Source organism: Streptomyces sp. BoleA5, from assembly GCF_000373665.1.
Classification (GTDB): Bacteria; Actinomycetota; Actinomycetes; order Streptomycetales; family Streptomycetaceae; genus Actinacidiphila.
Genome location: NZ_KB892109.1, coordinates 1 through 21,516, shown reverse-complemented (window position 1 = coordinate 21,516; position 21,516 = coordinate 1). Strand labels below are relative to the sequence as shown.

At 72.1% G+C, this 21,516-nt stretch carries 19 protein-coding genes and 3 pseudogenes; 10 read left to right on the top strand and 12 right to left on the bottom strand.

Translation table 11 applies throughout. The features are described from left to right. Window positions 1–101: 101 nt before the first annotated feature. Window positions 102–317: pseudogene (locus tag B085_RS50970) on the bottom strand (SDR family oxidoreductase); the annotation flags it as partial. Here B085_RS50970 and B085_RS43425 point away from each other — a divergent pair. The 3 genes from B085_RS43425 (at window position 294) to B085_RS43415 (ending at window position 3,579) form a co-directional block, all read left to right on the top strand. Continuing rightward, the gene (locus tag B085_RS43425) at window positions 294–896 is read left to right on the top strand and encodes a hypothetical protein (protein ID WP_234018639.1); all 603 of its coding nucleotides are present in this window, start codon (window positions 294–296) and stop codon (window positions 894–896) included. The pseudogene B085_RS50970 and the gene B085_RS43425 sit on opposite strands and share 24 nt — an antisense overlap. Before the next feature lie 178 nt (window positions 897–1,074). Beyond that, a complete protein-coding gene (locus B085_RS0122455) occupies window positions 1,075–2,187 on the top strand; it encodes a sensor histidine kinase (RefSeq protein ID WP_018560841.1) in 1,113 nt (370 codons plus the stop codon). A 981-nt stretch (window positions 2,188–3,168) separates the two neighbouring features. After that, a complete protein-coding gene (locus B085_RS43415; protein WP_026251322.1) occupies window positions 3,169–3,579 on the top strand; it encodes a TerC family protein in 411 nt (136 codons plus the stop codon). Window positions 3,580–3,585: 6 nt separating this feature from the next. On the opposite strand, the gene B085_RS0122435 is transcribed toward B085_RS43415, so the two are convergent. The 3 genes from B085_RS0122435 to B085_RS0122425 are packed head-to-tail and all read right to left on the bottom strand — an operon-like array spanning window position 3,586 to window position 6,313. After that, on the bottom strand, window positions 3,586–4,494 hold the full coding sequence (locus B085_RS0122435; RefSeq protein WP_018560838.1) for a metal ABC transporter permease: 909 nt from the start codon (window positions 4,492–4,494) through the stop codon (window positions 3,586–3,588). Beyond that, on the bottom strand, window positions 4,491–5,387 hold the full coding sequence (locus tag B085_RS0122430) for an ATP-binding cassette domain-containing protein (protein WP_018560837.1): 897 nt from the start codon (window positions 5,385–5,387) through the stop codon (window positions 4,491–4,493). Before B085_RS0122430 ends, B085_RS0122435 begins: the two co-directional genes overlap by 4 nt. Then, on the bottom strand, window positions 5,384–6,313 hold the full coding sequence (locus tag B085_RS0122425; RefSeq protein ID WP_018560836.1) for a metal ABC transporter solute-binding protein, Zn/Mn family: 930 nt from the start codon (window positions 6,311–6,313) through the stop codon (window positions 5,384–5,386). Before B085_RS0122425 ends, B085_RS0122430 begins: the two co-directional genes overlap by 4 nt. Window positions 6,314–7,175: 862 nt before the next feature. Here B085_RS0122425 and B085_RS0122415 point away from each other — a divergent pair. Beyond that, window positions 7,176–7,478 (top strand): hypothetical protein, encoded by a 303-nt coding sequence (locus tag B085_RS0122415; protein WP_018560834.1) that lies wholly within the window; start codon window positions 7,176–7,178, stop codon window positions 7,476–7,478. A 34-nt stretch (window positions 7,479–7,512) separates the two neighbouring features. Here B085_RS0122415 and B085_RS0122410 read toward each other — a convergent pair whose 3' ends face one another. Beyond that, complete coding sequence (locus B085_RS0122410) at window positions 7,513–8,181, bottom strand: hypothetical protein (protein ID WP_018560833.1); 669 nt, start codon at window positions 8,179–8,181, stop codon at window positions 7,513–7,515. A 353-nt stretch (window positions 8,182–8,534) separates the two neighbouring features. Between B085_RS0122410 and B085_RS47305 the strand changes: the two are divergent. Continuing rightward, window positions 8,535–8,666: pseudogene (locus tag B085_RS47305) on the top strand (Fe-Mn family superoxide dismutase); the annotation flags it as partial. A 245-nt stretch (window positions 8,667–8,911) separates the two neighbouring features. Here the strand turns inward: B085_RS47305 and B085_RS0122400 are convergent. The 3 genes from B085_RS0122400 to B085_RS0122390 form a co-directional block, all read right to left on the bottom strand. Continuing rightward, a complete protein-coding gene (locus B085_RS0122400) occupies window positions 8,912–10,399 on the bottom strand; it encodes a PepSY-associated TM helix domain-containing protein (RefSeq protein ID WP_026251321.1) in 1,488 nt (495 codons plus the stop codon). Between the two features lie 193 nt (window positions 10,400–10,592). Then, window positions 10,593–11,216: a hypothetical protein gene (locus B085_RS0122395; protein ID WP_018560830.1), complete on the bottom strand. Its 624-nt coding sequence runs from the start codon at window positions 11,214–11,216 to the stop codon at window positions 10,593–10,595. Window positions 11,217–11,371: 155 nt separating this feature from the next. After that, window positions 11,372–12,310: a GNAT family N-acetyltransferase gene (locus B085_RS0122390; protein ID WP_018560829.1), complete on the bottom strand. Its 939-nt coding sequence runs from the start codon at window positions 12,308–12,310 to the stop codon at window positions 11,372–11,374. Between the two features lie 86 nt (window positions 12,311–12,396). Here B085_RS0122390 and B085_RS0122385 point away from each other — a divergent pair, with 86 nt between their 5' ends. From B085_RS0122385 to B085_RS0122370, 4 genes are all read left to right on the top strand, one after another. Next, window positions 12,397–12,915, top strand: coding sequence for a hypothetical protein (locus tag B085_RS0122385; RefSeq protein WP_018560828.1), 519 nt, complete (start codon window positions 12,397–12,399; stop codon window positions 12,913–12,915). Between the two features lie 225 nt (window positions 12,916–13,140). Then, a complete protein-coding gene (locus B085_RS0122380) occupies window positions 13,141–13,725 on the top strand; it encodes a TetR/AcrR family transcriptional regulator (protein WP_018560827.1) in 585 nt (194 codons plus the stop codon). Between the two features lie 87 nt (window positions 13,726–13,812). Further along, the gene (locus B085_RS0122375) at window positions 13,813–14,607 is read left to right on the top strand and encodes an SDR family NAD(P)-dependent oxidoreductase (protein ID WP_018560826.1); all 795 of its coding nucleotides are present in this window, start codon (window positions 13,813–13,815) and stop codon (window positions 14,605–14,607) included. An 80-nt stretch (window positions 14,608–14,687) separates the two neighbouring features. Further along, a complete protein-coding gene (locus B085_RS0122370; RefSeq protein WP_018560825.1) occupies window positions 14,688–15,710 on the top strand; it encodes a methyltransferase in 1,023 nt (340 codons plus the stop codon). A 15-nt stretch (window positions 15,711–15,725) separates the two neighbouring features. Here B085_RS0122370 and B085_RS0122365 read toward each other — a convergent pair whose 3' ends face one another. After that, window positions 15,726–16,013, bottom strand: a complete 288-nt coding sequence (locus B085_RS0122365) for a hypothetical protein (RefSeq protein WP_158689802.1) — start codon at window positions 16,011–16,013, stop codon at window positions 15,726–15,728. A gap of 488 nt (window positions 16,014–16,501) precedes the next feature. Here B085_RS0122365 and rph point away from each other — a divergent pair, with 488 nt between their 5' ends. After that, the gene (gene rph / locus B085_RS0122360) at window positions 16,502–19,114 is read left to right on the top strand and encodes a rifamycin-inactivating phosphotransferase (RefSeq protein WP_018560823.1); all 2,613 of its coding nucleotides are present in this window, start codon (window positions 16,502–16,504) and stop codon (window positions 19,112–19,114) included. 213 nt (window positions 19,115–19,327) lie between these two features. Here rph and B085_RS52000 read toward each other — a convergent pair. From B085_RS52000 to B085_RS0122345, 3 genes and pseudogenes are all read right to left on the bottom strand, one after another. Then, window positions 19,328–19,498: pseudogene (locus tag B085_RS52000) on the bottom strand (limonene-1,2-epoxide hydrolase family protein); the annotation flags it as partial. A gap of 353 nt (window positions 19,499–19,851) precedes the next feature. Next, on the bottom strand, window positions 19,852–20,997 hold the full coding sequence (locus tag B085_RS0122350) for an RNA polymerase sigma factor (protein ID WP_026251318.1): 1,146 nt from the start codon (window positions 20,995–20,997) through the stop codon (window positions 19,852–19,854). Between the two features lie 8 nt (window positions 20,998–21,005). After that, complete coding sequence (locus B085_RS0122345) at window positions 21,006–21,413, bottom strand: YciI family protein (protein WP_018560820.1); 408 nt, start codon at window positions 21,411–21,413, stop codon at window positions 21,006–21,008. Window positions 21,414–21,516: the final 103 nt, after the last annotated feature.

The following is a 21,516-nucleotide window of genomic DNA, read 5'->3' as shown; positions in this document are numbered from 1 at the left end:
GGCGGGTGGTGGAGATCCCGCCGTCCACCGAGAGCGCGAATGCCGTGGACCATGGACGCGTCGTCGCTGACGAGGTAGAGGACGCCCTTGGCGTGTCCTCGGGACGGACGACCACGCCTGCCGGGGTGGCGGCGGTCATCGCGTCGAGGGCCGCCCGGGCCGCCTCGTTGCCCGGCGTGAGGGTCGCCCCCGGGGGCGACGGCGTTCACGCGCACGCCGCGCGGCCCGTACTCCGCCGCCCAGCTGCGGGTGAGCTGTTCGTCCGCCGCCTTGGTCGCGGTGTACATCGCCGCGTGGGGGCTGCCGACGCGGGCCATCCAGGAGCCGATGGTGACGATGGCGCCGCTGCCGCGCTCGGCCATGGCCGGCGCCGCGCCGCGACCCCGCACGCGGCCGCCGTCCAGCGTCCGGATCCCGGGCTGCTGCGGGTGATGCGCACGCTGGACCACGTCCCGGTGCTGCTGCTCGGTCATCGCGGCGAGGTGCTGGCCCGCAACGGGCTGCTGATGGAGGTGCTGGGCCGTCCGCTGGAGCCGGGGACGTCGTTCGTCCGCTTCATGTTCCCGCAGGACTTCGCGTCGGCCACGGTCGCCACCATGCGCCGGGAGACCGCCCGCCGCCCGCACGACACCCGCCTCACGGTGCTCGTGGACGAGCTTCGCACCACCGACGCCGATGTCGCCCGCTGGTGGGACGACCACGCCGTCCGCGACTACGCCTCGGTCGCCAAGCGCATCCAGCACCCCACCGCGGGCCCGCTTACCTTCGACATCGAGATCGTCTGCGCGCCCAATGAGCCTGACCAGCGCCTTGTCGTCTACACCTGCGACCCCGACTCCACGACCGCCCGCGTCCTGCCGATCCTGGCCGGCTGGACCACCGCGCCCCATCTCTGACCGGATCCTCTTCCCCGGCCGGCGGCGGTTCCGCTTTGTCCTGTTACGATCATGAATGATCCTGTTCGGGTGAGTGGAAACCCCGGTTGCCGGTGGACAACCCCTCCTGCGCGTCGCACCCCGTGATCCACGGGGAACGCGGGCGCGGCATGCCGCCGTCGACGGGCCAGGAGGCCTGGTGAATCTCCGGCATCCGCCGTCCGCGGTGCTCGACGGCGCATTGGTCCTCGTCGCGCTGTTCGACGTCTGGGTCCATGTCCACGCCGACGAACCCCTGCAACTGGCGTGCGCGCTGGGCGGGGCCTTCGCGCTCCTGCTGCGGCACGGCAGGCCGCTGCTGACGTTTCTGGTGACCCTGCCCGCCGTGTTCTTCTCCGACGCGATCTTCGCCTCGCTGGCGGCGCTGTACACCCTCGCGTCGGTGTCCCGCAGGCGCGTCATCCTGGCCGTCGGCGTGGTGGCCTTCACGCTCTGCGATCTCGCGCCGGACATCAACGTCTCCGCGGAGGAGCTGGTCACGTTGAGCTACACGGCGGCGACCGCGGCTGCCGCGGTCTTCCTGGGGCAACTGGTGCAGGCCCGCCGTGACCTCTCGCAGCGCATCGTGGAGATCTCCGAGGCCCGCGAGCACGAACGGCTGCTGATCGCGCAGACGATCCTGGCCGCCGAGCGGTCGCAGCTCGCACGGGAGATGCACGACGTGGTCTCCCACCAGGTCAGTCTTATCGCGGTGCGGGCCGGTGCCCTGCAGGTCGGTACGCGTGACCCGCACGCCAAGGAAGCCGCCAGTACGATCCGCAGGCTGAGCGTGCAGACCCTGGACGAGCTGAGGTACATGGTCAGCGTGCTGCGTGCCGCCGGTGACCGCCCCACCGATCTGACCCCGCAGCCCTCCCTGGCGGATCTGGAGCGCCTCGTCGACGGCAGCGGCATCGAGGCCCGGCTGACCGCCGACCTTCCCGGTGATCTGGCCCCTTCGGTGCAGCGCGCCCTGTACCGCACCGTCCAGGAAGGGCTGACCAACGTACGCAAGCACGCCCCGGGGGCCGCCACGACGATCCGGCTCTGGCAGAGCGACGAGACCGTCCACGTCACGGTCACCAACGGTCCTCCGACCCGGTCGACCATCCCTTTGCCGAGCGCCCATTACGGCCTGACGGGTCTGCGCCAGCGTGCGGCACTGCTCGGCGGGACGCTGACCTGCGGTCCGATCTCCGACGGCGGGTACCAACTCCGGCTCGATCTTCCGGTCAAGACGACCACGCCCGCGCCGGGCGGTGCCGACCCGTGACGAGTGGGGGAACCTGTTCGGGGTGCCGACCGCCGCTGGTGGGTGTATTGACTCCACGGCGTCGCGGACAGAGCATGGATTCGACGGAAATGTGGCGATAACGGAAAATTCGCCCATCGCCACTTCACCTGCGGGGTCCGATCACCCGCAGCGAGGCCTGGGGCCGCTCGGGCGCACACTCGCACGCAGCCTCTCGCCTCGACCAGGCCCAGGAACCAACCTGGCAAGGGAGAGTTGTCATGCGAATTCCCAGGTGGCCCCTCGCCGCGATGGCAGGCCTCGCGCTCGCCCTGGGGGGTGCGGGTGCGGCCACTTCGGCCGTCGCCGCACCGACGAGCGCGCCCGTGTCCTCCGTGAGTCACGGTGGCTGGGGCGACGGAAATTGGGGTTATGGCTACGGCTACGGCCACGGCGGCCACGGCGGCCACGGCGGCCACGGTTACGGCGGTTACGGCGGTTACGGAGATCACGGCGGCCATGGCGGCCATGGAGACGGCGGCTACGGCGGTCACGGCGGTGGCGGCTACGGCGGCGGTGGCCACGGTGGTGGCGGTCACGGCGGTGGTGGCCACGGTGGTGGCGGCTACGGCGGTGGGGGCGGCGGTCACGGTGGCGGCGGTGGAGGTGGCGGCCACGGCGGTGGAGGCGGTGGAAGGTGACAGACCGGATGGGGCCGACGAATCGGCCCCATCCCGCATGTGCGCGGCGGGTCGAGGGAGGTGCGGCACTGGTTCGGACAGGGGGATCAAGGGGCCGGGTCGAATCGGCGCACCCCGGTGGCGCCCCTCGCGCAGGGAACTTCAATAGTACGCATATCGCCACGAATGGTTAAAAGAGTGGCAAAGCCGGGAAGTCGGCCGGTATGGACATACCGATCGCCGCCTGGATCGTCCTCATCGCCTTCCTGGCGGTGGTGCTCGTCCTGGACCTGTTCGTCATCCACCGCCGGGCGAGCGTGATCTCCATCCGGGAAGCCGCCGGGTGGAGCGTCGTCTGGCTGCTGCTGGGACTCGGCTTCTGCGGTCTGCTGTTGCTCTGGAAGGCCCGGTCCTGGCCGAGGAGTACCTGGCCGGCTATCTCATCGAGAAGAGCCTGTCGGTCGACAACATCTTCGTCTTCGCCCTGATCTTCGGGTACTTCGGCATTCCCGACCGGTACCAGCACCGGGTGCTGATGTGGGGCGTCATCGGCGCGCTTGCCATGCGCGCGGTGTTCATCCTGGTCGGCGCGGCGCTGCTGGACGCCTTCCACGCGACCCTCTACGTCTTCGGCGCGCTCTTGCTGCTGACCGCGTTCAAGGTGCTGCGCCATGGAGCGGGAACACGCCGACGCAGTGCCATCACTCCCGGAGTGGTCGCGGCGGCACCGCGGCCGCCGGAGGTCCGGGAGTGATGGAACTCAGCCGCGCACCGCCTCGCCCCCGACGCCCGCCCCGACGCCCGACGCGACGCGGGCCGTTCGGCGGTGCCGGGCACGCCGTGCTCCGATCGCCCGGCACACGACGTAGACGAGGAAGGAGATCGTCGTCACGTAAGGGCTGATCGGAACGCTGCTGCCGAGGGCGAGGAGGATGCCGCCCTCCGTGGCGAGCACGGCGAAGAGCACGCTCAGCAGGGGCAGGAGCACCGGAGAACCCGTCACCCGGGAGGCCGCCGCGGCGGGGGTGACGACCAGGCTGAGGACCAGGAGTGCCCCGACGACCTGTACCGACAGGGCGATCGCGAGTCCGAGGACGAGCATGAAGGCCACGGACAGGCCCCGGACGGGCAGACCGCGTGCCTCCGCGACCTGCGGGTCGGCGCTGGCGAAGGTCAGCGGACGCCAGATGGCGGCGAGGACGACCAGCACCAGCGCGGACACCGCGAGCATCCATCCGGTCCGCGGGTCGTCGATGGCCACGATCTGACCCGTCAGCAGGCCGAACTTGTTGGCCGAGCGTCCCTTGTAGAGGGCGAGGAACAGGACGCCGACCCCGAGCCCGAACGGCATCAGGACGCCGATGGCCGAGTTGCGGTCCCGGGCGCGGGCGCCCAGCGCGCCGATCGCCAGGGCGGCGATGAGCGAGCCGGCGATCGAGCCCGCCACCACGTTCACCCCCAGCAGCAGGGCCGCCGAGGCGCCCGCGAAGGACAGCTCGCTGATCCCGTGGACGGCGAAGGGCAGGTCCCGGAGCACCACGAAGACTCCGGTCAGTCCGCCGACCAGCCCCAGCACACCGCCCACGATGAGGGAGTTGCGCACCAGAGCCAGCAGAGCGCCGTAGTCCTGGAAGTCGAAGATCTGCTGCCATGTCCCGGCCGCCGTCATGGATACGCTCCGTCGGTGTTGTGCGTGTGCTCGGTGTCCGGTTCCGGGTGGTGCACCGGCTGCTGGTCGTGCGCTCCGACGACGACGAACCTGCCCCGCACGCGCAGCACGTCGACCTGCGACCCGTACAGGGACGACAGGGACTCCGATGTGAGCACCTCCTCCGGCGGACCGATGCGATGTCCCTGCGGGGCGAGGTAGAGCACCCGGTCCACGAGGTCGAGGACGGGGTTGATCTCATGGGTCACGAACACCACGGCGGTCCCGTGGTCCCGGCGTCTTCGGTCGATGAGTTCCGTCACCGCCCGCTGGTGGCGGAGGTCCAGGGAGAGCGTGGGCTCGTCGCACAGCAGCACGCGGGGATCGGTGGCCAGGGCCTGGCCGATGCGCACGCGCTGCCGCTCGCCGCCCGAGAGGGTGCCGAGCGGCGCGTTCGCGTACGCCGACGCGCCGACGGCCTCCAGGACGGCGTCGACGCGGTGCCGGGTGGCGGCACCGCGTCCGCGAAGTCCGAACCGGTGCCCGTCCAGACCGTAGCCCACCAACTCGCGCGCCCGTACGACGTCGTGCGCCGGAGCGGTTCCCTGCTGCGGTACGTAGCCGATGTGGCGGGCGGCCCGCCGGGGATCGGCGCCGAGCACGCGCAGGGTGCCGAAGGAGAGCGGCCGGAGCCCCAGAAGGGCCTGGACCAGACTGGACTTGCCGGAGCCGTTCGGCCCGAGGACGGCCCAGAACTCCCCGGGCCGCACATCCAGGTCGAGTTCCTTCCAGAGGGTGCGGTCCCCGTACCGGAGGCCGCCGTTCCTCATCCGGATCAGGAGTTCCGGCCTGCCCTGGAGATCGGCGTCGCCCGCGCGGGGCCCGGGTACGGACGGCGGGGTCTCGCCGGTCACTTGTTCAGGGCGTCGGCGAGTGCGTCGACGTTGTCGTTCATCCACGTCAGGTAGTCCTTGCCGTCGGGCAGGGTCTCGGTGACGGGCACCACGGGCACGCCGGCCGCCTCGGCGGCCGACTTGACCTTCTCCGTCTGGGCGCCGGAGGTCTGCCGGTTGTAGACGAGGGCCTTGACCTTCTTGCCGGAGAAGAGGTCCAGGGTGGCCTGGAGGACCTTGGCGGACACGTCGTCGCCCTCCTCGACCGCCTCGCTGAACTCCTCGGGTGTGCGGTTGGCCAGACCGGACGCTTCGAGCAGGTAGAGCGGAACCGGCTCGGTGATCGCCACGCCGTCGCCGGCGTGCGCGGACTTGAGGGAGGCCTCCTTGTCCTCCAGCGCGGTGAGGCTCTTCTTGAAGGCCGCCGCGTTCTTGGTGAAGGTGCCGGCGTTGTCCGGGTCCGCCTTCCCCAGAGCGTCGGCGATACGGTCGGCGACCTTGCTCACCGACGGGAAGTCGTACCAGACGTGCTCATTGAGTTCCCCGCCGGCCGGAGCGGTCCGGCCCGAGACCTCGACGGCGTTGATCACCTCCGCGGAGGCGTTGCCGCTCCCCAGCATCCGGTCGACGAAGTCGTCGTACCCGCCGCCGTTCTCCACCACGACCTTCGCCTTGGAGAGGGCGAGCTGGTTGCGGGTGCCGGCCTCGTAGGAGTGCGGGTCCTGGGCGGGGTCGCTGATGATCGAGGTGACGTCGACCCGGTCGCCGCCTATGCGTTCGACGATGTCGCCGTAGACGTTGGTGGAGGCGACGACGGTGACCTTGGACGCGGAAGCGGTGCTCCCGGTGCTCGCGGCGTCGTCGGAGGAATCGCCGCAGCCGGCCAGCAGGCCGAGCGACGCGGCGCCGGCGAGCAGCCCGGCGAGACGGGAAGGGGTGCGGGACATGGGGAAGCCTCCAAGGCCGGAAGGGGTGTGCACGGACGATGCGTGCGGCCGGGGGCCGTACGCACCCGGGCAGCTTAGATGAAAATGAATACCAGTTTCGTCGGGGGGTGGGCAAGGGAGCCCCGGGGACCGTTCGCCGCATGCGACCGGGCCCGGATACTGCTGTGGTGCTCTTGACGTGGATCGACGAGGTGGCGCACGAGCCCCTGGTGCTGGAACCGGCCGACCGGAGGGTGGAGGTGGAGGTCAACACCTGGTGGTTGAGTGCGGCGGAAGAGGGCGGGGGCTCGTTGTCCGTCGCCGAGGTGGTCGCGGCCTTCGAGCGGACTGCCGCTGCCATCCGTGAACGCCTTCGCGAACGAGCCTTCGCGGGGGTCGCGACGTTCTATGTGTGGCACGACGAACAAGCCGGGCAGCTTCGGTGTTCGACCGGTTCCGTTTCCCCCATGCGTTGCCGTTCGGTGGTGCCTAGGTGGCTTCCGGCCACCTCGCCCCGATCGTCGGGAGATTTCCGGCCGACGGCGAGCGGAGCCGCCTCGCCTGGGCGGACCCGGACGACCTGCCGGGCCTTTCCGGGCGGGCCGAGCCGGAGGTCGCGCCCCTGGCTGTCTGGGGCAGCAGTGTCGGGGCCTCGAAATGACCCGCCCCGCCCCGCCCCGTCCCGTCCGCCCGTACGCGTCGGCGGTGGGGTCGACGGTGGCCGGCGAGACCGTTACTCAGGGTGACTGGCCTCGGCGGCGAAAACGGGTATATGTCAGTAAGTGTGATGCTCACCGGGTGGTGACCGCTTCGCCGGCACCGGCACCCGGCACTCGGCACCCGGCGGCTCGTGCACCTGCGAGGCGCCATGGAAGGAGCCCAGATGACGAGCGCAAGCCCGCACAGCCCGCACGACCGGCACACGCACATCCACGGCGAAGGCTGCGGCCACGTCTCCGTGCCGCACGGGGACCACACCGACTACGCCCACGACGGGCACATCCACCGGACCCACGACGGGCACGTCGACGAGTGCGTCGCCCCGGCCCACGCGGTTCACGAGGACCACGCGCACCGGCACGCGGAGGGCTGCGGCCACGTCTCCGTGCCGCATGGCGACCACAACGACTACATCCACGACGGGCACCGTCACGCGGCCCACCAAGGGCACTGGGACGACCATTGACGGCCGTGATGCCGCGGGCGGATCCGGGCCGACGTCAGGCAGGGCGCCGGCCCGGGCCCCGCAGCGCCTCGTCGATGTTGGCCCGGTAGGTGCGCAGTGCGCGCAGGGCGGCGGCGTAGCGGTCGCGGTGGCGTGAGATGTCCGCGGCCTGCTTCTCCGCCCGTACGGCGTGCCAGAGTTCGGGCGTACGATGGCGGTGCTTGCAGGCGACGTCAGCGACGGCCGTGGCCCGTTCCCGCTCCGTGTGGCGGGTGTTGCCGTCGCTGCCGCGGTGCCACGAGCGGTCCCCGTACGCCGCGGCGGGGTCCGGATAGCGGGTGAATCCCTCCGCCGCCATGCAGCGGGACCACGTGTCCCAGGCGGCCCGCAGGCGCGGGTCGCGCTTGACCGCCCTGTTCACCTCGACCATTCGTCCGGCCGCGTAGAGCCAGTCGCCGGTGAGGTCGATGCCGCGCACCAGCCGCCGGCTCGCTTCGGCGCTGCAGTCGGGCCAGTCCGCGTATTCGGCGTCGGTCATGCGGCGGCCCTTCGGCCGGGAGGCCTCCGCCGTCGCCGGGTCCCAGCCGTAGCCCCAGCGGCGGGCGTCGTCCGGATCGAGGACGCCGTAGTCGGTGATGACGACCGTGCCGACGGCCCTGGTGACGCCGGAGGTGTCGGGGTAGCGGGGGTCGAGCGGGAATTCCGGATGCCCGCGGTCCGCCATGCACTGACGGACGAGCAGTGCCGATGCCCGCTGGGATCGCTGGTGGTCACGTGAGGTCAAGCCGTAGCGGTCGGCCGGAAGGGGACCGAGATCCGACGCCGTGCGGACGACCTCCCAAGGTTCCGGGCCGGAGGCGCAGAACGCCGTTAGCACCGCCACCCCTGCCGCGACACCGAGCCGCCACCCCCGCCTCACCATGGCCAGGGATGCTAGCGGGCCGTGTGCAGACACTCGGCCGCGGGCTGCCTCTGTGGCCGGAGTGCCGCTGACCGCGACCGGGACCTGACCAGGAGGCAGCCCGCACCCGCGGACGCCACATATCAACTCCTCGACAGCAACGTCGGCCAGGGCACCTCCTGGTCTTCGACGCCTGGGAGCACGCCTACTGCCTGCAGTACAAGAACGTCCGGCCGGACTACGTCACCAAGCTCTGGGACCTCGTCAACTGGAACGACGTCGTGGCCCGGTTCGAGGCGGCGAAGGCCGCCTCCGGCGCCTGCCCGCTCCGCGTGCCTGACGGCCCCGTCCATGGTGGGCGGGGCCATCAGGCGGTTCATGCTCGACTGGTTCCGTGCGCGCGACGTCGCCCGTGTGACCTGTACGCCTCCGCCGAAGGCGAACCGCTCCACCGGGCGCTGGGCTTCACCGATCACCCCGACCCGTCGCCTGCGGACCGGCGCAGTGAGCGCGTCGGACCGCAGGCGAACGGCGTACCGCTTCCCCCTCGGCGCTAGGCGGCCCGGCGGCCCCGCCGGACGAGACCGATCAGCACGTCCACGACCAGGAAGGCGAGCAGGGTGAAGCCCAGGAGAGGCAGCGCCCAGCCGAGGGCGGCGGCCAGCGGGACGCCGACGATCAGGACCGGCAGGGGCACCTGCCGCCACGTCCCCCGTGCCGGGGCCCTGCCGAGTGCCGCCGTGCGGTCGTCACGGGTGGGCCTGCGCTGCCACCACATGCGGTAGCCCCACACGATGACGCAGATCAGCCCGAGCGCGATCAGTGCCAGCAGGATCTGGTTGACGACGCCGAAGAGCAGCCCCATGTGGGCCTGGACGCCGAGCTTGCTGAGCTTGGCCAGGACCGGGTAGTCCGCCCACCGGCTCTCGGAGGTGACCTCGCCCGTGGCGGCGTCGACGGCGACCTGGTCGTAGTGGACCGGCCAGAGGCCGTCGTCCTGGGCCACCGTCCACGCGCTCTCCGCGTCCGCGGGCGGCGTCAGCTCCACCCGGCCGCCCAGCCCGGCGTCGCGGGCCACCGCGAGGACCGCGTCGAAGTCGGCGGGGTCCGCCGATGCGGCGCCCTGGCCCGCGTCGTGTCCGGCGTGCCCCGCGTGCTCGCCCTCCGCCGGGGCGGCTACGCCGGGAAGTGCCGTCTCCAGTTCGGGCGCGTGCCCCTTGGCCGCGTCCAGCAGCTGACCGAACCGGTCCCCCGCGTAGTGGGACCACGTCAGGCCGGTGGCGCTGAGGGCCAGGAGGCCGACGGCGATCCAGACGCCGGTGGCCGCGTGCCGGCCGCGAGTGCGCCGTACGCCGCGGGCGGAGCGGTCCGGCAGGAGGACGCCGCGGGCCGACCTGGCGTGCTGTCCGCGGGCGCGTCCGAGCCACAGGACGAGACCGCCCGCCACGATCACCCACAGCCAGCTGGCGGCGAGTTCCGAGTACATGCGGCCGGTCTCACCGAGGTGAAGATTGCGGTGCAGGTCGTCCAGCCACGTGGTCAGCGGCGTCGAGCCGAACCACGTCGTGAGGTCCCCCTTGACCTCGGCGGTGTAGGGGTCGACGAACACCGTGCGCTGCTTCTCGCCCAACTCCGGCAGGGACAGCACCACTCGCGTGGTGTCCTCCGGGCCGGGAGGGGTGATCACCGAGGCGAGCGTGCCCTCCGGATGTGCCTGCCGGGCCGCCGCGATCTGCTCCGCCAGCGGGCGCTGTTCGCCGCCGGCCTTCGCCACGGTGAGCTGGTCGCCGTAGACGAGCCGGTCGAGCTGGGGCGTCAGGGTGTAGGCCAGCCCGGTGAGCGCGGCCACGAGGAGGAAGGGGGCCACGAACACCCCCGCGTAGAAGTGCAGGCGCACGAGCAGCGCTCGTATGCCGCTCCATGAACGGCCCGGCTGGGAGGGGCCGGTCCCTTGAGGGTCCGGGGCCACGGCGGGACGGACGGCCTCCGCCACGGCCTCCTCGCGGTCGTCTCTGGGCGCGTGTTCCTGTGTCGAAGACATGTGTGCATCCCCATTCGGCACCCGGCGCGCAGGGCGCGGGCGCGGGCGCTCGCGAAGTCGACGATTCGGTCCGCCTCTACGGCGGTACGGCGTGCCGGGCCTGCCGCCCCCGGAGCGCGTGGAGGCGCCGGGCGGGCAGTGCCTCAGGGCACGCCGGACTGCGTCCGTCATCGCGCCGGCGCGAGACGGACGGTCAGAAGGAGATCGCCGGCTTCGGTGGACCGCGGCGGGTGACGCCGTGCCACAGGGCCACCTGCCGGGGCAGGCGGGGAGAAGCGAGGAAGGACGCCGGCCTCGCGGGGGCCGGCGGGCTGAAGGCGGCCGGGACGTGTAGGACCGGGCGCAAGGGGGCGAAGAGGGAGACGGCCAGCGAGCGGGCGAGCTGGAAGGCCGCGGCCTCGCCCCGCCACAGCCACAGGCCGCACAGCACCGCGGCCAGGGCGTGGGCGGAGACCATGCCGATGGGCCCGTCGTCCATGGCGGCGGTGGCCATGGGCATGGCGTCCGTGGCCGGGACCGGATGGCCCGCGGTCATCCCGCCGACGCCCGCCGGGGCGGTGGCGAAGGCCTGGGCGAGATCGAACCAGCCGTGCAGGGCGAACTGGGTCGCCACGGTCGCCACGGTGATCGCCGGAGCACCGCGTTCACGGCGACCGGCCAGCCACCACGCCCCGGCGGTCGCGGCGGCGAACGCGTACCCCACCGCCCAGACCGGAACGGCGCGCGACATCAGGGCGTGACCGAGACCCGTCACCGCCACGCACACGGCCGCGAACACGGCGGCGCGCGCGAGACGGAAGGCAGGCCCGGACGTCATGACGAGCAATGATGCCAGTCACCACCCGAATGAGGGATGGGGCGCGCGGAAGCACGTGTGGCGCACGCACGGTTGTGCTAGATGCCCCCGGTACTCCGGACGCGACGGCGGGCGGCAAGCGGACACGGCGTCCCGACCGGCGTCCCGTCGTCGGGTCACGCGTTCCCGGGAGCCTCCAGCACCATGCGGATCTCCGTCACCTTGTAGCCGGCGCGGTCGAAGGCGGCGGCCATCGGGACGTTCGTGGTGTCCGTCGTCGCCGTGATGCGCTCGGCGCCTTCGGAGGCGTGGAAGCGGGTGATCTCGGCGAGGATCTCGTCGATCAGGCCCCGGCCGCGCAGTTCGGGTACGACGCCGAGGTAACCGACGTTGCGGTTGTACGGTGTCGCGGAGGGGACGGCCAGACCGGCGAGGGCGCCGCCGGGGAGTTCCGCGAGCCGCCACCAGGAGCGCTCACCGGGGCAGTCCAGGTAGAACCGCAGGTCCTCCTCGGCCAGTTGCCCCGCGTCCTTCGTGCGCAGTTCGTCGAGGGTCGCCTGGTCGAGGCTCCCGGCCGACACCCGGACGAAGGCCTCCAGGAACTCCTCGTCGCCGCCCGCGCGGAACGTCAGCCGGCCGCCCGCCGCGGGCAGTCCGGCCGCCGGTGTCCACTCGTAGCGCAGTCGCTGGATCTCCCGGCCCAGCCCCGTGCGCAGGGCTGCTTCACGCCGCCAGGCGACCGCCTCGGTCAGTGCCGGGTGGCTCTGCCAGTCCGCGGGGAGGGACAGGTTGTACAGGGGGCGCGTGCCGAAAGCGGAGTGCCCGGCGTCGAGGAGCGCGGTGGCGACGGCGACCGGATCGGCGACCGTGGAACGTACCTGGAGGCAGTCGAGGGCGATCGGCCGCTCACTGTCGGCGCGCCCCCACCAGAGGGCGCGGGCGAGGACCTGTCCGTCCTCGTCCTCGGCGAGCCAGGTCCACTCCGGGCGGAACCGGTCGGCGGCCAGTTCCTCGTGCACGCGTTCGGCGGTCAGGGCGACGACGGGACCGTCGGCGGGGTACGCGGCGGCGCGGTCGAGGGCGGTGGGGTCCGCGGTGGCGGGAAGACATCGCATCCGGCCCATGATCAGGAATGGGCGGCACCGGAGCAAGGCATTAACCGCTGTCTGCGCCGCGGTGACCGGGGATAGGGTGCACGCTCGTGGAGCGGATCTTGGTGGTGGGCGTCACGGGTGCGGGCAAGTCCACGCTCGCGCGTGCCTTGGGAGGTCGACTGGGCGTGCCTTACCACGAGATGGACGGGCTGTACTTCAACGGCCCCGGCTGGGCGGTGAACGGCGCGTTCTCCGAGGACGTGGCGAGGATCGCCGACGGTCGCCGCTGGGTCGTGGACTCCCTCGGCTACCCCGAGGTCCGCGATCTGCTGTGGGGGCGTGCCGACACCGTGGTGTGGCTGGACTACCCCCGGCGCGTCGTCATGCCCCGCGTCCTACGCCGGTCCGTACGGCGCACCGTCACCCGCGAGGCGCTCTTCGGGGGCAACCGGGAATCCTGGACCGGCTGGCTCAGCCGGGAGCATCCGGCCTGGTGGGCATGGTCCCAGCACACGGGCCGTCGTCGGGAGATCGAACGCCGCACCGGCGATCCCCGCTTCGCGCCCCTGGACACCCACCGCTTCGGCCGCCCCGAGGAGACCGCGGCCTGGCTGGCCTCCCTCTGACCCCGGTCACCGCGTGCGCGTAGCGCTGCGGAAGGCGCGGTACGCGTGATACGCGGCGGCGGGTTCGCGGCAGCTTGGGGCGCGCGTCGATGCCCGGCCGCACGGGGCTCGCGCCCCGCGGCCCCTCTCGACGCGGAAGCTCGATCGCCGCAGGTCAGAGCCGGTCCTTCGGTCGCACTCCCGCATACTTTATTGGGCAATCCACAATTGTGTTAGGCTTCCGACATGGGACGGAACGGGGATTTCGACGTCGACCGGTCGGTCGACAGGGCGATGGACCTGTTCTGGCGGCGCGGCTACACCGGCACCTCCCTGCAGGACCTCCTCGACGTGCTGTCGATCGGAAGCCTCGGCTTCTACGAGGCCTTCGGTTCGAAGGAGCAGTTCTCTCTCCGCGCCCTCGAACGTTGCTCCGCCCTCCAGGTGGAGGACCTGGTGAAGATCCTCGAGCACGCGGCCGAGATCCGGCCCGCCGTGCGACAGGTCCTCGTCGCCATGATCGAGGCCGATCGGGCGGACCCCTCGCGGGGCTCCGGCGCGGCGGGCGAGGCGGGCGAGGCGGGCGGCGACGGTGCCGGGCCCTCGGTGGCCGAGCGGGCCGTCGCGGCCCTGTGCCGGGTCGAGTCGGCGCTCGCGGGCGCCCTGGACCGGGCGAAGTCGCGGGGCGATCTGCCGCCGGGCAAGGACCCGGTCGAACTCGCCCGCTTTCTGACCACATTCGTCCAGGGGCTCCGGGTCGTGGGCAGAGCCCGGCTCGGGCGCTCCTTCGTCCAGGACGCCCTCGCCGTGGCGATGTGCGCCCTGGACTGACCGCGGGCGGGCCGATCCCGGGCACGACGACCGGGCCGGGCCTCCGCACGTCGTGATTCTGTATCGATTACTCCACAAAGGATTGTCATGGAACTCCATCTCAAGGACAAGGTCGCCGTCGTCACCGGCGCGAGCAAGGGCATCGGTCTGGCCGTCGTCGAGGCGATGGCCCGCGAAGGCGTCCGCGTCGTCGCCGGCAGCCGCGCCTCGACGCCCGAACTCGACGCGCTGGCCGCCGAGTACGACGTCACGGTCGTGCCCGTCGACCTTGCGACCCCGGACGGGGCCGAGACGCTGGTCCGCCATGCCGCGGAGCGTCACCACCGGATCGACATCCTCGTCAACAACGTCGGGGCCGCCGAACCGCGCGGCGGGTTCCTGGAGATCGGCGACGCCGACTGGCAGCGGATCTTCGACCTGACCTTCTTCAGCGCCGTCCGCGCCAGCCGCGCCGCACTGCCCCACCTGGTCGGCGCCGAGGGCGCGGCGATCGTCAACATCGGCTCCATCAACGCCCGGTTGCCCTTCCCGATGGTCGTGGACTACTCGGCGGCCAAGGCCGCGCTGCACAACTTCGGCAAGTCGCTGTCCGAGGAGTTCGGGCCGAAGGGCGTCCGCGTCAACACGATCTCTCCCGGCCCGGTCCGCACCCCGTTCTGGACGGCCCCGGGCGCGTTCGCGGACGCCACCGCCGCGGCCGCCGGAACCACGGCCCAGGAGGCCCTGGACGTCGTCGTGCCCCAGAGCATGGGCATCACCTCGGGCCGGATCACCGAGCCGCAGGAGGTCGCCGACCTCGTCCTGTTCCTGGCCTCGCCGGCGGCGGGGAACATCACCGGCGCCGAGGTGGTCATCGACGGCGGCCAGGTCAAGACCCTCTGAGCACCCCGTGTGCGAGGCGCCCCTTGCGCCGCCGCACCTGACCGACCCGAGAATCCGTTGCCGAACGAATGGAGACACCTATGACCGTCGGCGAACCGATCACACCTGAGCCGATCCTTCAGCTGGGCCTGGGGTTCATGGCTTCGAAGACCCTGCTGAGCGCGGTGGAGTTGCAGATCTTCACCGTCCTGGCGGCCGGCGGCCGGGACGGCGCGTCCCTCGCCGGCGAGGTGGGCCTCCACCCGAGGTCCTCCGCGGACTTCCTCGACGCCCTGGTGTCGCTGGGACTGCTGAACCGCGACGACGACGGCGTCTACCGCAACAGCCCCGCGGCGGACCTCTTCCTGGACCGGGCCAAGCCCTCCTATGTCGGCGGAATCCTGGAGATGGCCGACGCCCGCCTCTTCGGCTTCTGGGACAACCTCACCGACGCCCTGCGCACGGGCATCCAGCAGAACGAAGTCACCCACACCGGGGCTCCGTTCTTCGCGACGCTCAGCCAGGACCCCACCGCCTGGCGCAACTTCCTCAACGGCATGAACGGCGTCAGCACCCCCCTCGCCGCAGCGCTCGCCGCCGACTTCGACTGGACCGGCCGCCGGCACGTGGCCGACCTCGGCGGCGCACTGGGGGCCGTACCCGCCGCGGTGCTGCGATCCCACCCCGAGATGACCGGAACCGTCTTCGAACTTCCCCCGGTGCGACCGGTGTTCGAGGAGTACGTTGCCGCGCACGGCCTCTCCGGCCGGCTCTCCTTCCAGGGGGGCGACTTCTTCTCCGACCCGCTCCCTCCTGCGGACGTCTACGTCATGGGCCAGATCCTCCACGACTGGAACGTCGAGCAGCGGCGGTTCCTCCTTCGCAAGGCCTACGACGCCCTGCCCGAGGGCGGCACCCTGATCGTCTACGACGCCATGATCGACGACGACCGGCGCCACAACACCTACGGCTTCATGCTCTCGCTGAACATGCTCATCGACACGGAGGGAGGCTCGGAGTACACCGTCGCGGACGCGACGCGGTGGCTGACGGAGGCCGGGTTCGCCCAGACCGGCGCCCGCCCCCTCATCGGTGGGTACACGGCGGTCTACGCCACGAAGTGACCGGCGCCACCGCCGTCAGTCCGGCGGCGGGCTCCAGCCGTCGCCGGTGACGACGTGCAGGGCCCCCTCGTGCAGGTCGAGGCCGCCGGCCCCGGCCGGCTGACCTGACCGTACGAGGGGGCCCGGGCCCCGGAAGGCGGCGGTGCGCAGCCGGAAGGCCTCGGGGGCGGCGCAGTCGACGGTACGCAGCCGCCACGCCGCTGCCGGGGCCTCCTCCGTGCCCGGCGGCAGGGCGAGTCGGAGCCGGGCGCCTGCCGGGTGCGCCACGCCGTACGTGGTGTGGGCCGCCGTCCAGGAAGCCATGACGAGCACCGCCCGGGAGGGCGTGCCGGTGGGGGGCCGGGGCACGTCGGGACACGGGCGTCGTCCTGCGGCCGCTCGCCTCCGACGACCAGAGCCCGCCCTCCGCGCCGGCCAGGTCACCGCCTCCCGCTCCCGGTGGGCCTGGCCCGGGGGCCGGCTCATCGTGCTCACCGCTCTCGCCGCGGTGTGCGTCGCCCACGCCCTGCCGCGCGGGCGCAAGGCCGAGCAGCGGGAAACCGCCCGGCCTGCGCGGCGGCGTTCGTCGATCGGCCGCACGGCAAACAACAAAGGCAAGGAGAGTCCTCTCCTTGCCACTCTCAACTTATAGCGCACTGGGGGGCTTGCCGCAAGGCCCCGGTCACGGCGCACAATCGTCAGCCGACGCCGGGATCACCGGGCTGCCGGCGTACGGAGCACCGGGGGACATGCTCGGCAAGAGGTTCGACGAAGCTGGAGGTGGCGGGCACGGCCGCCTCGGAGGGATCGCAGTGACTGAGCAGTACGTGGTGGATCTCCAAGAGGTCGACGAACGGCACGTCGCGTTCGTCGGCGGCAAGGGCGCGCACTTGGGCGGGCTGTCGCGGATCGAGGGGGTCCGCGTCCCGGACGGCTTCTGTGTGACGACGGACGCCTTCCGGCGGATCATCGCGGAGGCGCCGTCGGTCGACGACCGGCTCGATCAGCTGTCGCGCCTGGACCCGGACGACCGGGAGGCGGTCCGCACACTCAGCGCGCAGATCCGCCGGGCCATCGAGGCGGTCGCCATCCCGGACGATCTCGCGGCGGCGATCACCCGGGCCCTGGCCGGTGTCGGCGAGCAGGCCGCCTACGCCGTCCGATCGAGCGCGACGGCGGAGGACCTGCCGACGGCCTCCTTCGCCGGACAACAGGACACGTATCTCAACGTGGTGGGGGCCGCGGCGATCCTGCGGCACGTCAGCCGCTGCTGGGCCTCGCTGTTCACGGAACGGGCCGTGACCTACCGCCGGCGGAACGGCATCGACCACCGCACCGTCCACATGGCCGTGGTCGTGCAGCAGATGGTCGTTCCGGACGCTTCCGGCGTCCTGTTCACGGCCGACCCCGTCACGGGCAACCGGAAGGCCGCCACCGTCGACGCCGCTTTCGGCCTCGGCGAGGCCCTGGTCTCCGGGCTGGTCAACCCGGACGTCTACACGGTGTGGGACGGCGAAGTCGTCGCCAAGGCGATCGCCGCCAAACAACGGGCCGTTCACGCCGTCCCGGAGGGCGGCACCCGGGAAGTGGCCGTCGAAGAGCGGCGCCAGGAGGAGCCGGCGCTGACGGATCCGCAGGTCGTGCGGCTCGTGGAGCTCGGGCGGCGCATCGAGGCGCACTTCGGCCGCCCCCAGGACATCGAATGGTGCCTGGTCGACGACGTGTTCCAGGTCGTGCAGAGCCGGCCGATCACCACGTTGTTCCCCATCCCCGAGGCCGGTGACCAGGAGAACCACGTCTACGTCTCCGTCGGCCATCAGCAGATGATGACGGACGCCATGAAGCCCCTGGGGCTGTCCATGTGGCAGTTGACGGCCATGGCACCGATGCACGCGGCCGGCGGGAGGCTGTTCGTCGACGCCACCCGGCGGCTGGCCTCGCCCGCGAGCCGCGCCGCCCTCCTGGAGGTCATGGGGAGGGGCGATCCGCTGGTCAGGGACGCCCTGGAGACCGTCCTCGACCGCGACGACTTCGTCCCGCCGCACCCGGACGCGGGCCCCGTCGGGCCGCAGGCCGGGGGCGTACCGGCCGGAGGCGCGCCCGCTCCGATCGAGACGGATCCGGCCGTCGTCCGCGAGCTGATCGAGCGCAGCCGGGTGTCGATCGCCGCCCTGGAGCGCGACATCCGGTCGAAGACCGGACCGGCGCTGTTCGACTTCCTGCTGGAGGCCTTCGAGGAGCACAAGCGGGTCCTCGGCGACCCGCTGAACATGCAGGCGATCATGGCGGGGATGGAGGCCACGTGGTGGCTCAACGACAAGCTGCTGGAGTGGCTGGGGGAGAAGAACGCGGCTGACACGCTGACGCTGTCCGCCCCCGACAACATCACGTCGGAGATGGGGCTGGCGCTGCTCGACGTCGCGGACGCGATCCGCCCGCACGCGGAGGTGGTGGCGTTCCTGGAGGGCGTGGAGGACGAGGGTTTTCTGGACGGGCTGTCGAAGCTCGCGGGCGGGCCCGAGGCGCGCGAGGCCATCGACGCGTACCTCGACCGCTACGGCATGCGCTGCGTCGCCGAGATCGACATCACGAGGCCGCGTTGGCGCGAGCGTCCCAGCGCGCTCGTGCCCGCGATCCTCGACAACGTCAGGAACTTCGAGCCTGGCGCCGCCGGGCGGCGCTTCGAGCAAGGGCGGCGGAAGGCGCGGGAGAAGGAACAGGAGGTGCTGTCACGCCTGCGGGACCTGCCGGACGGGGATCGCAAGGCCGACGAGACCAAGCGGATGATCGACCGGGTCCGCACCTTCATCGGGTACCGGGAGTATCCGAAGTACGGCATCGTCAGCCGCTACTTCATCTACAAGCAGGCCCTGATGGCGGAGGCCGAACGCCTCGTGCGGACCGGCGTGCTCCCCGAGAAGGAGGACGTCTTCCACCTCACCTTCCAGGAGTTCCACGACGTCGTGCGCTCGAACCGGGTGGACGCAGAGCTCGTCCGGCAGCGCAAGGACGCCTTCCGGTCGTACGAGGCGCTCACGACGCCCCGGGTGCTCACCTCGGACGGCGAGGCCCTCATGGGGGCGTACCGGCGCGACGACGTGCCGGACGGCGCGCTGGCCGGCCTGCCCGTCTCCGCGGGGACCGTCGAGGGCAGGGCCCGCGTCATCCTCGACATGGCCGAGGCCGACCTGGAGGCGGGCGACATCCTGGTCACGACCTTCACGGACCCGAGTTGGTCGCCGCTGTTCGTCGGAATCGCGGGTCTGGTGACGGAGGTGGGAGGCCTGATGACCCATGGCGCCGTGATCGCCCGGGAGTACGGTCTGCCTGCCGTGGTGGGAGTGGAGCGGGCCACGCGGCTGATCCGGGACGGGCAGCGGATCCGCGTGCACGGAACGGACGGGTACGTCGAGTTCCTGACGTGACCGACCGCACCGGGACGTCCCTCGCCCCGGTCTCGGCGCCGGCCCGGGGGCCGTTCGGCACCTGGGGACGAGGCCTCTCTCCAGAGTGCGCCCATGTCGGCCGAGATTCATCCCGACTCCGGGCTCGGGGCCCGGTCCCCGCGCGCGCACGGCCGGCAGTCGCCGGTGTGAGGCGCCCCGGGCCTCGTCGAACGTCCGGGAGTCGAAGAAGCACTCCCTGGACCACACGATCTTTCCGTCCACGACACGGAGCATCGACATCACGTCGAGCGTGTGCAGCAGGTCGCCCTCGGCGTCCAGGACGGTGTCGGTCCGCCGCATGAGGACGAGGTCCCCGTCGGCCCGGATGCGGTGGACGTCGATGCCGAAGCCCTCGGCCCCCATGATCTCCCGGGCCCGGCGCAGGTCGTCCAGCACTGCGGCGAGGCTCTCCACGGGGCGGTCGTCGGCGGTGACCGACCGCCGGCTGACGTCGGTGTGGAGGAGCTTCCTGCAGGTGGCGACGGCATCCTCGTAGGTGGGGCCGAAGCCGGCGCAGAAGTCACGTGCCACGTCCAGCGGCGATGCAGGGCTCACGTTCTCACGTTCCTCGTGGGTGACCGTTCGGCACCCGGCATTCTGCCCGTGGCGGGCGCCCGGTGGGAGGCCGTGCCGTGCCCGGGACCGGGGCTCCTGGGAGGGGCAGGGCCCCCCTCCGCCGTCGCGTCGGCGGCGGGCGTTCGGCGCCCCGACCATCGTCAGCGGTTCCGGCGGGAGTTGAGGCGGGCGGCCTGGCGGGTCAGGTGGTCGCGCTCCGCCAGGTTGGGCGCCTTCCGCGCCGCCTCGGCGTACAGCCGTGCCGCCGTGGCCAGGTCACCGTCTCGCTCGTGCAGGTGGGCCGCGACCGCGGCGTACCGGGGCAGAGAGCCGTCAAGTGCCGCGAGCGCCGCCAGACCGGCGCGCGGCCCGTCGGCCTCGCCGACGGCCACGGCGCGGTTGAGCCGGACGACGGGGCTGTCGGTCAGGCGCGCCAACTCGTCGTACCACTCGACGATCTGCACCCAGTCGGTCTCCTCGGCGGTGGGAGCGTCGGCGTGCAGCGCCGCGACGGCGGCCTGCGCCTGGAACTCGCCCAGCCGGTCGCGAGAGAGTGCCGCCTGCAGGATGCCGATCCCCTCGGCGATCGCCGAGGTGTCCCACCGGCCGCGGTCCTGCCGCGCGAGCGGCACCAGGCTGCCGTCTGGCGCGGTGCGGGCGGCGCGCCTCGCGTGGTGGAGCAGCATGAGGGCGAGGAGCCCCGCCACCTCGGGGTGGTCGATCGCGGCCGCGAGGCGGCGGGTGAGGCGGATGGCCTCGGCGACGAGGTCGACGTCACCGGAGTAGCCCTCGTTGAAGACCAGGTAGAGGACGCGCAGCACGGTCGCGACGTCACCGGGCTGGTCGAACCGCACGCCGGAGACGGTGCGCTTGGCGCGGCTGATGCGCTGCGCCATGGTCGCCTCGGGCACCAGGTACGCCTGCGCGATCTGGCGCGTGGTCAGCCCGCCCACGGCGCGCAGCGTGAGCGCGACCGCGGACGAAGGCGTCAGCGACGGGTGGGCGCACAGGAAGTACAGCTGGAGCGTGTCGTCCGTCGAGGGCGTCGGCCCGGGCGCCGGTTCCTGGTCGAAGAGGTCCTCACGCCTGCGGCGGGCGGTGTCCGAGCGCGTCGCGTCCAGGAACCTGCGCCACGCCACGGTGACCAGCCAGCCTTTCGGGTCCCTCGGCGGGTCGGCCGGCCAGACCCGGACGGCCTCGACCAGCGCGTCCTGGACGGCGTCCTCGGCCGCCGCGAAGTCGGCTCCGCGGCGGACGAGGACGGTGAGGACGCCGGGCGTGAGGCCACGGATCCGGGCCTCGTCGATGGGAGTGGTCATTCGGTGGTGGTGGGTGGGGTGGTGAGGAGGGGGCGGAGTTCGAGCCATTCGTGGATGGGCTTGCCGCCGGCGCCGGGGGCGGCGGAGAGTTCTGCGGCGAGTTCGAGGGCGCGTGGGTGGGTGTCGACGTCGATGATCATCCAGCCGGCGATGAGGTCCTTGGTCTCGGCGAAGGGGCCGTCGGTGACGGGTGGGCGGCCTTCGCCGTCGTAGCGGACCCAGGTGCCTTCGGGGGCGAGGGCCTGGGCGTCGACGAACTCTCCGGTCTTCTCCAGTCGGGCGGCGAAGTCGTGCATGTACTGGATGTGGTCGGTGATCTCCTGGGGGGTCCACTGGTCCATGGGTGCGTCGTTCACCGCCGCCGGTGCGCCGCGGTAGTGCTTGAGCAGCAGGTACTTGGCCATCGTGGCTCTCCTTGGTGCCGGTGCGACCCCATTGTGGCCGCCTTCACCACGGGGACGGAGCCGGCCGCGGGTTCTCGACACCACCGCCCGAGTCTTTTCCGCG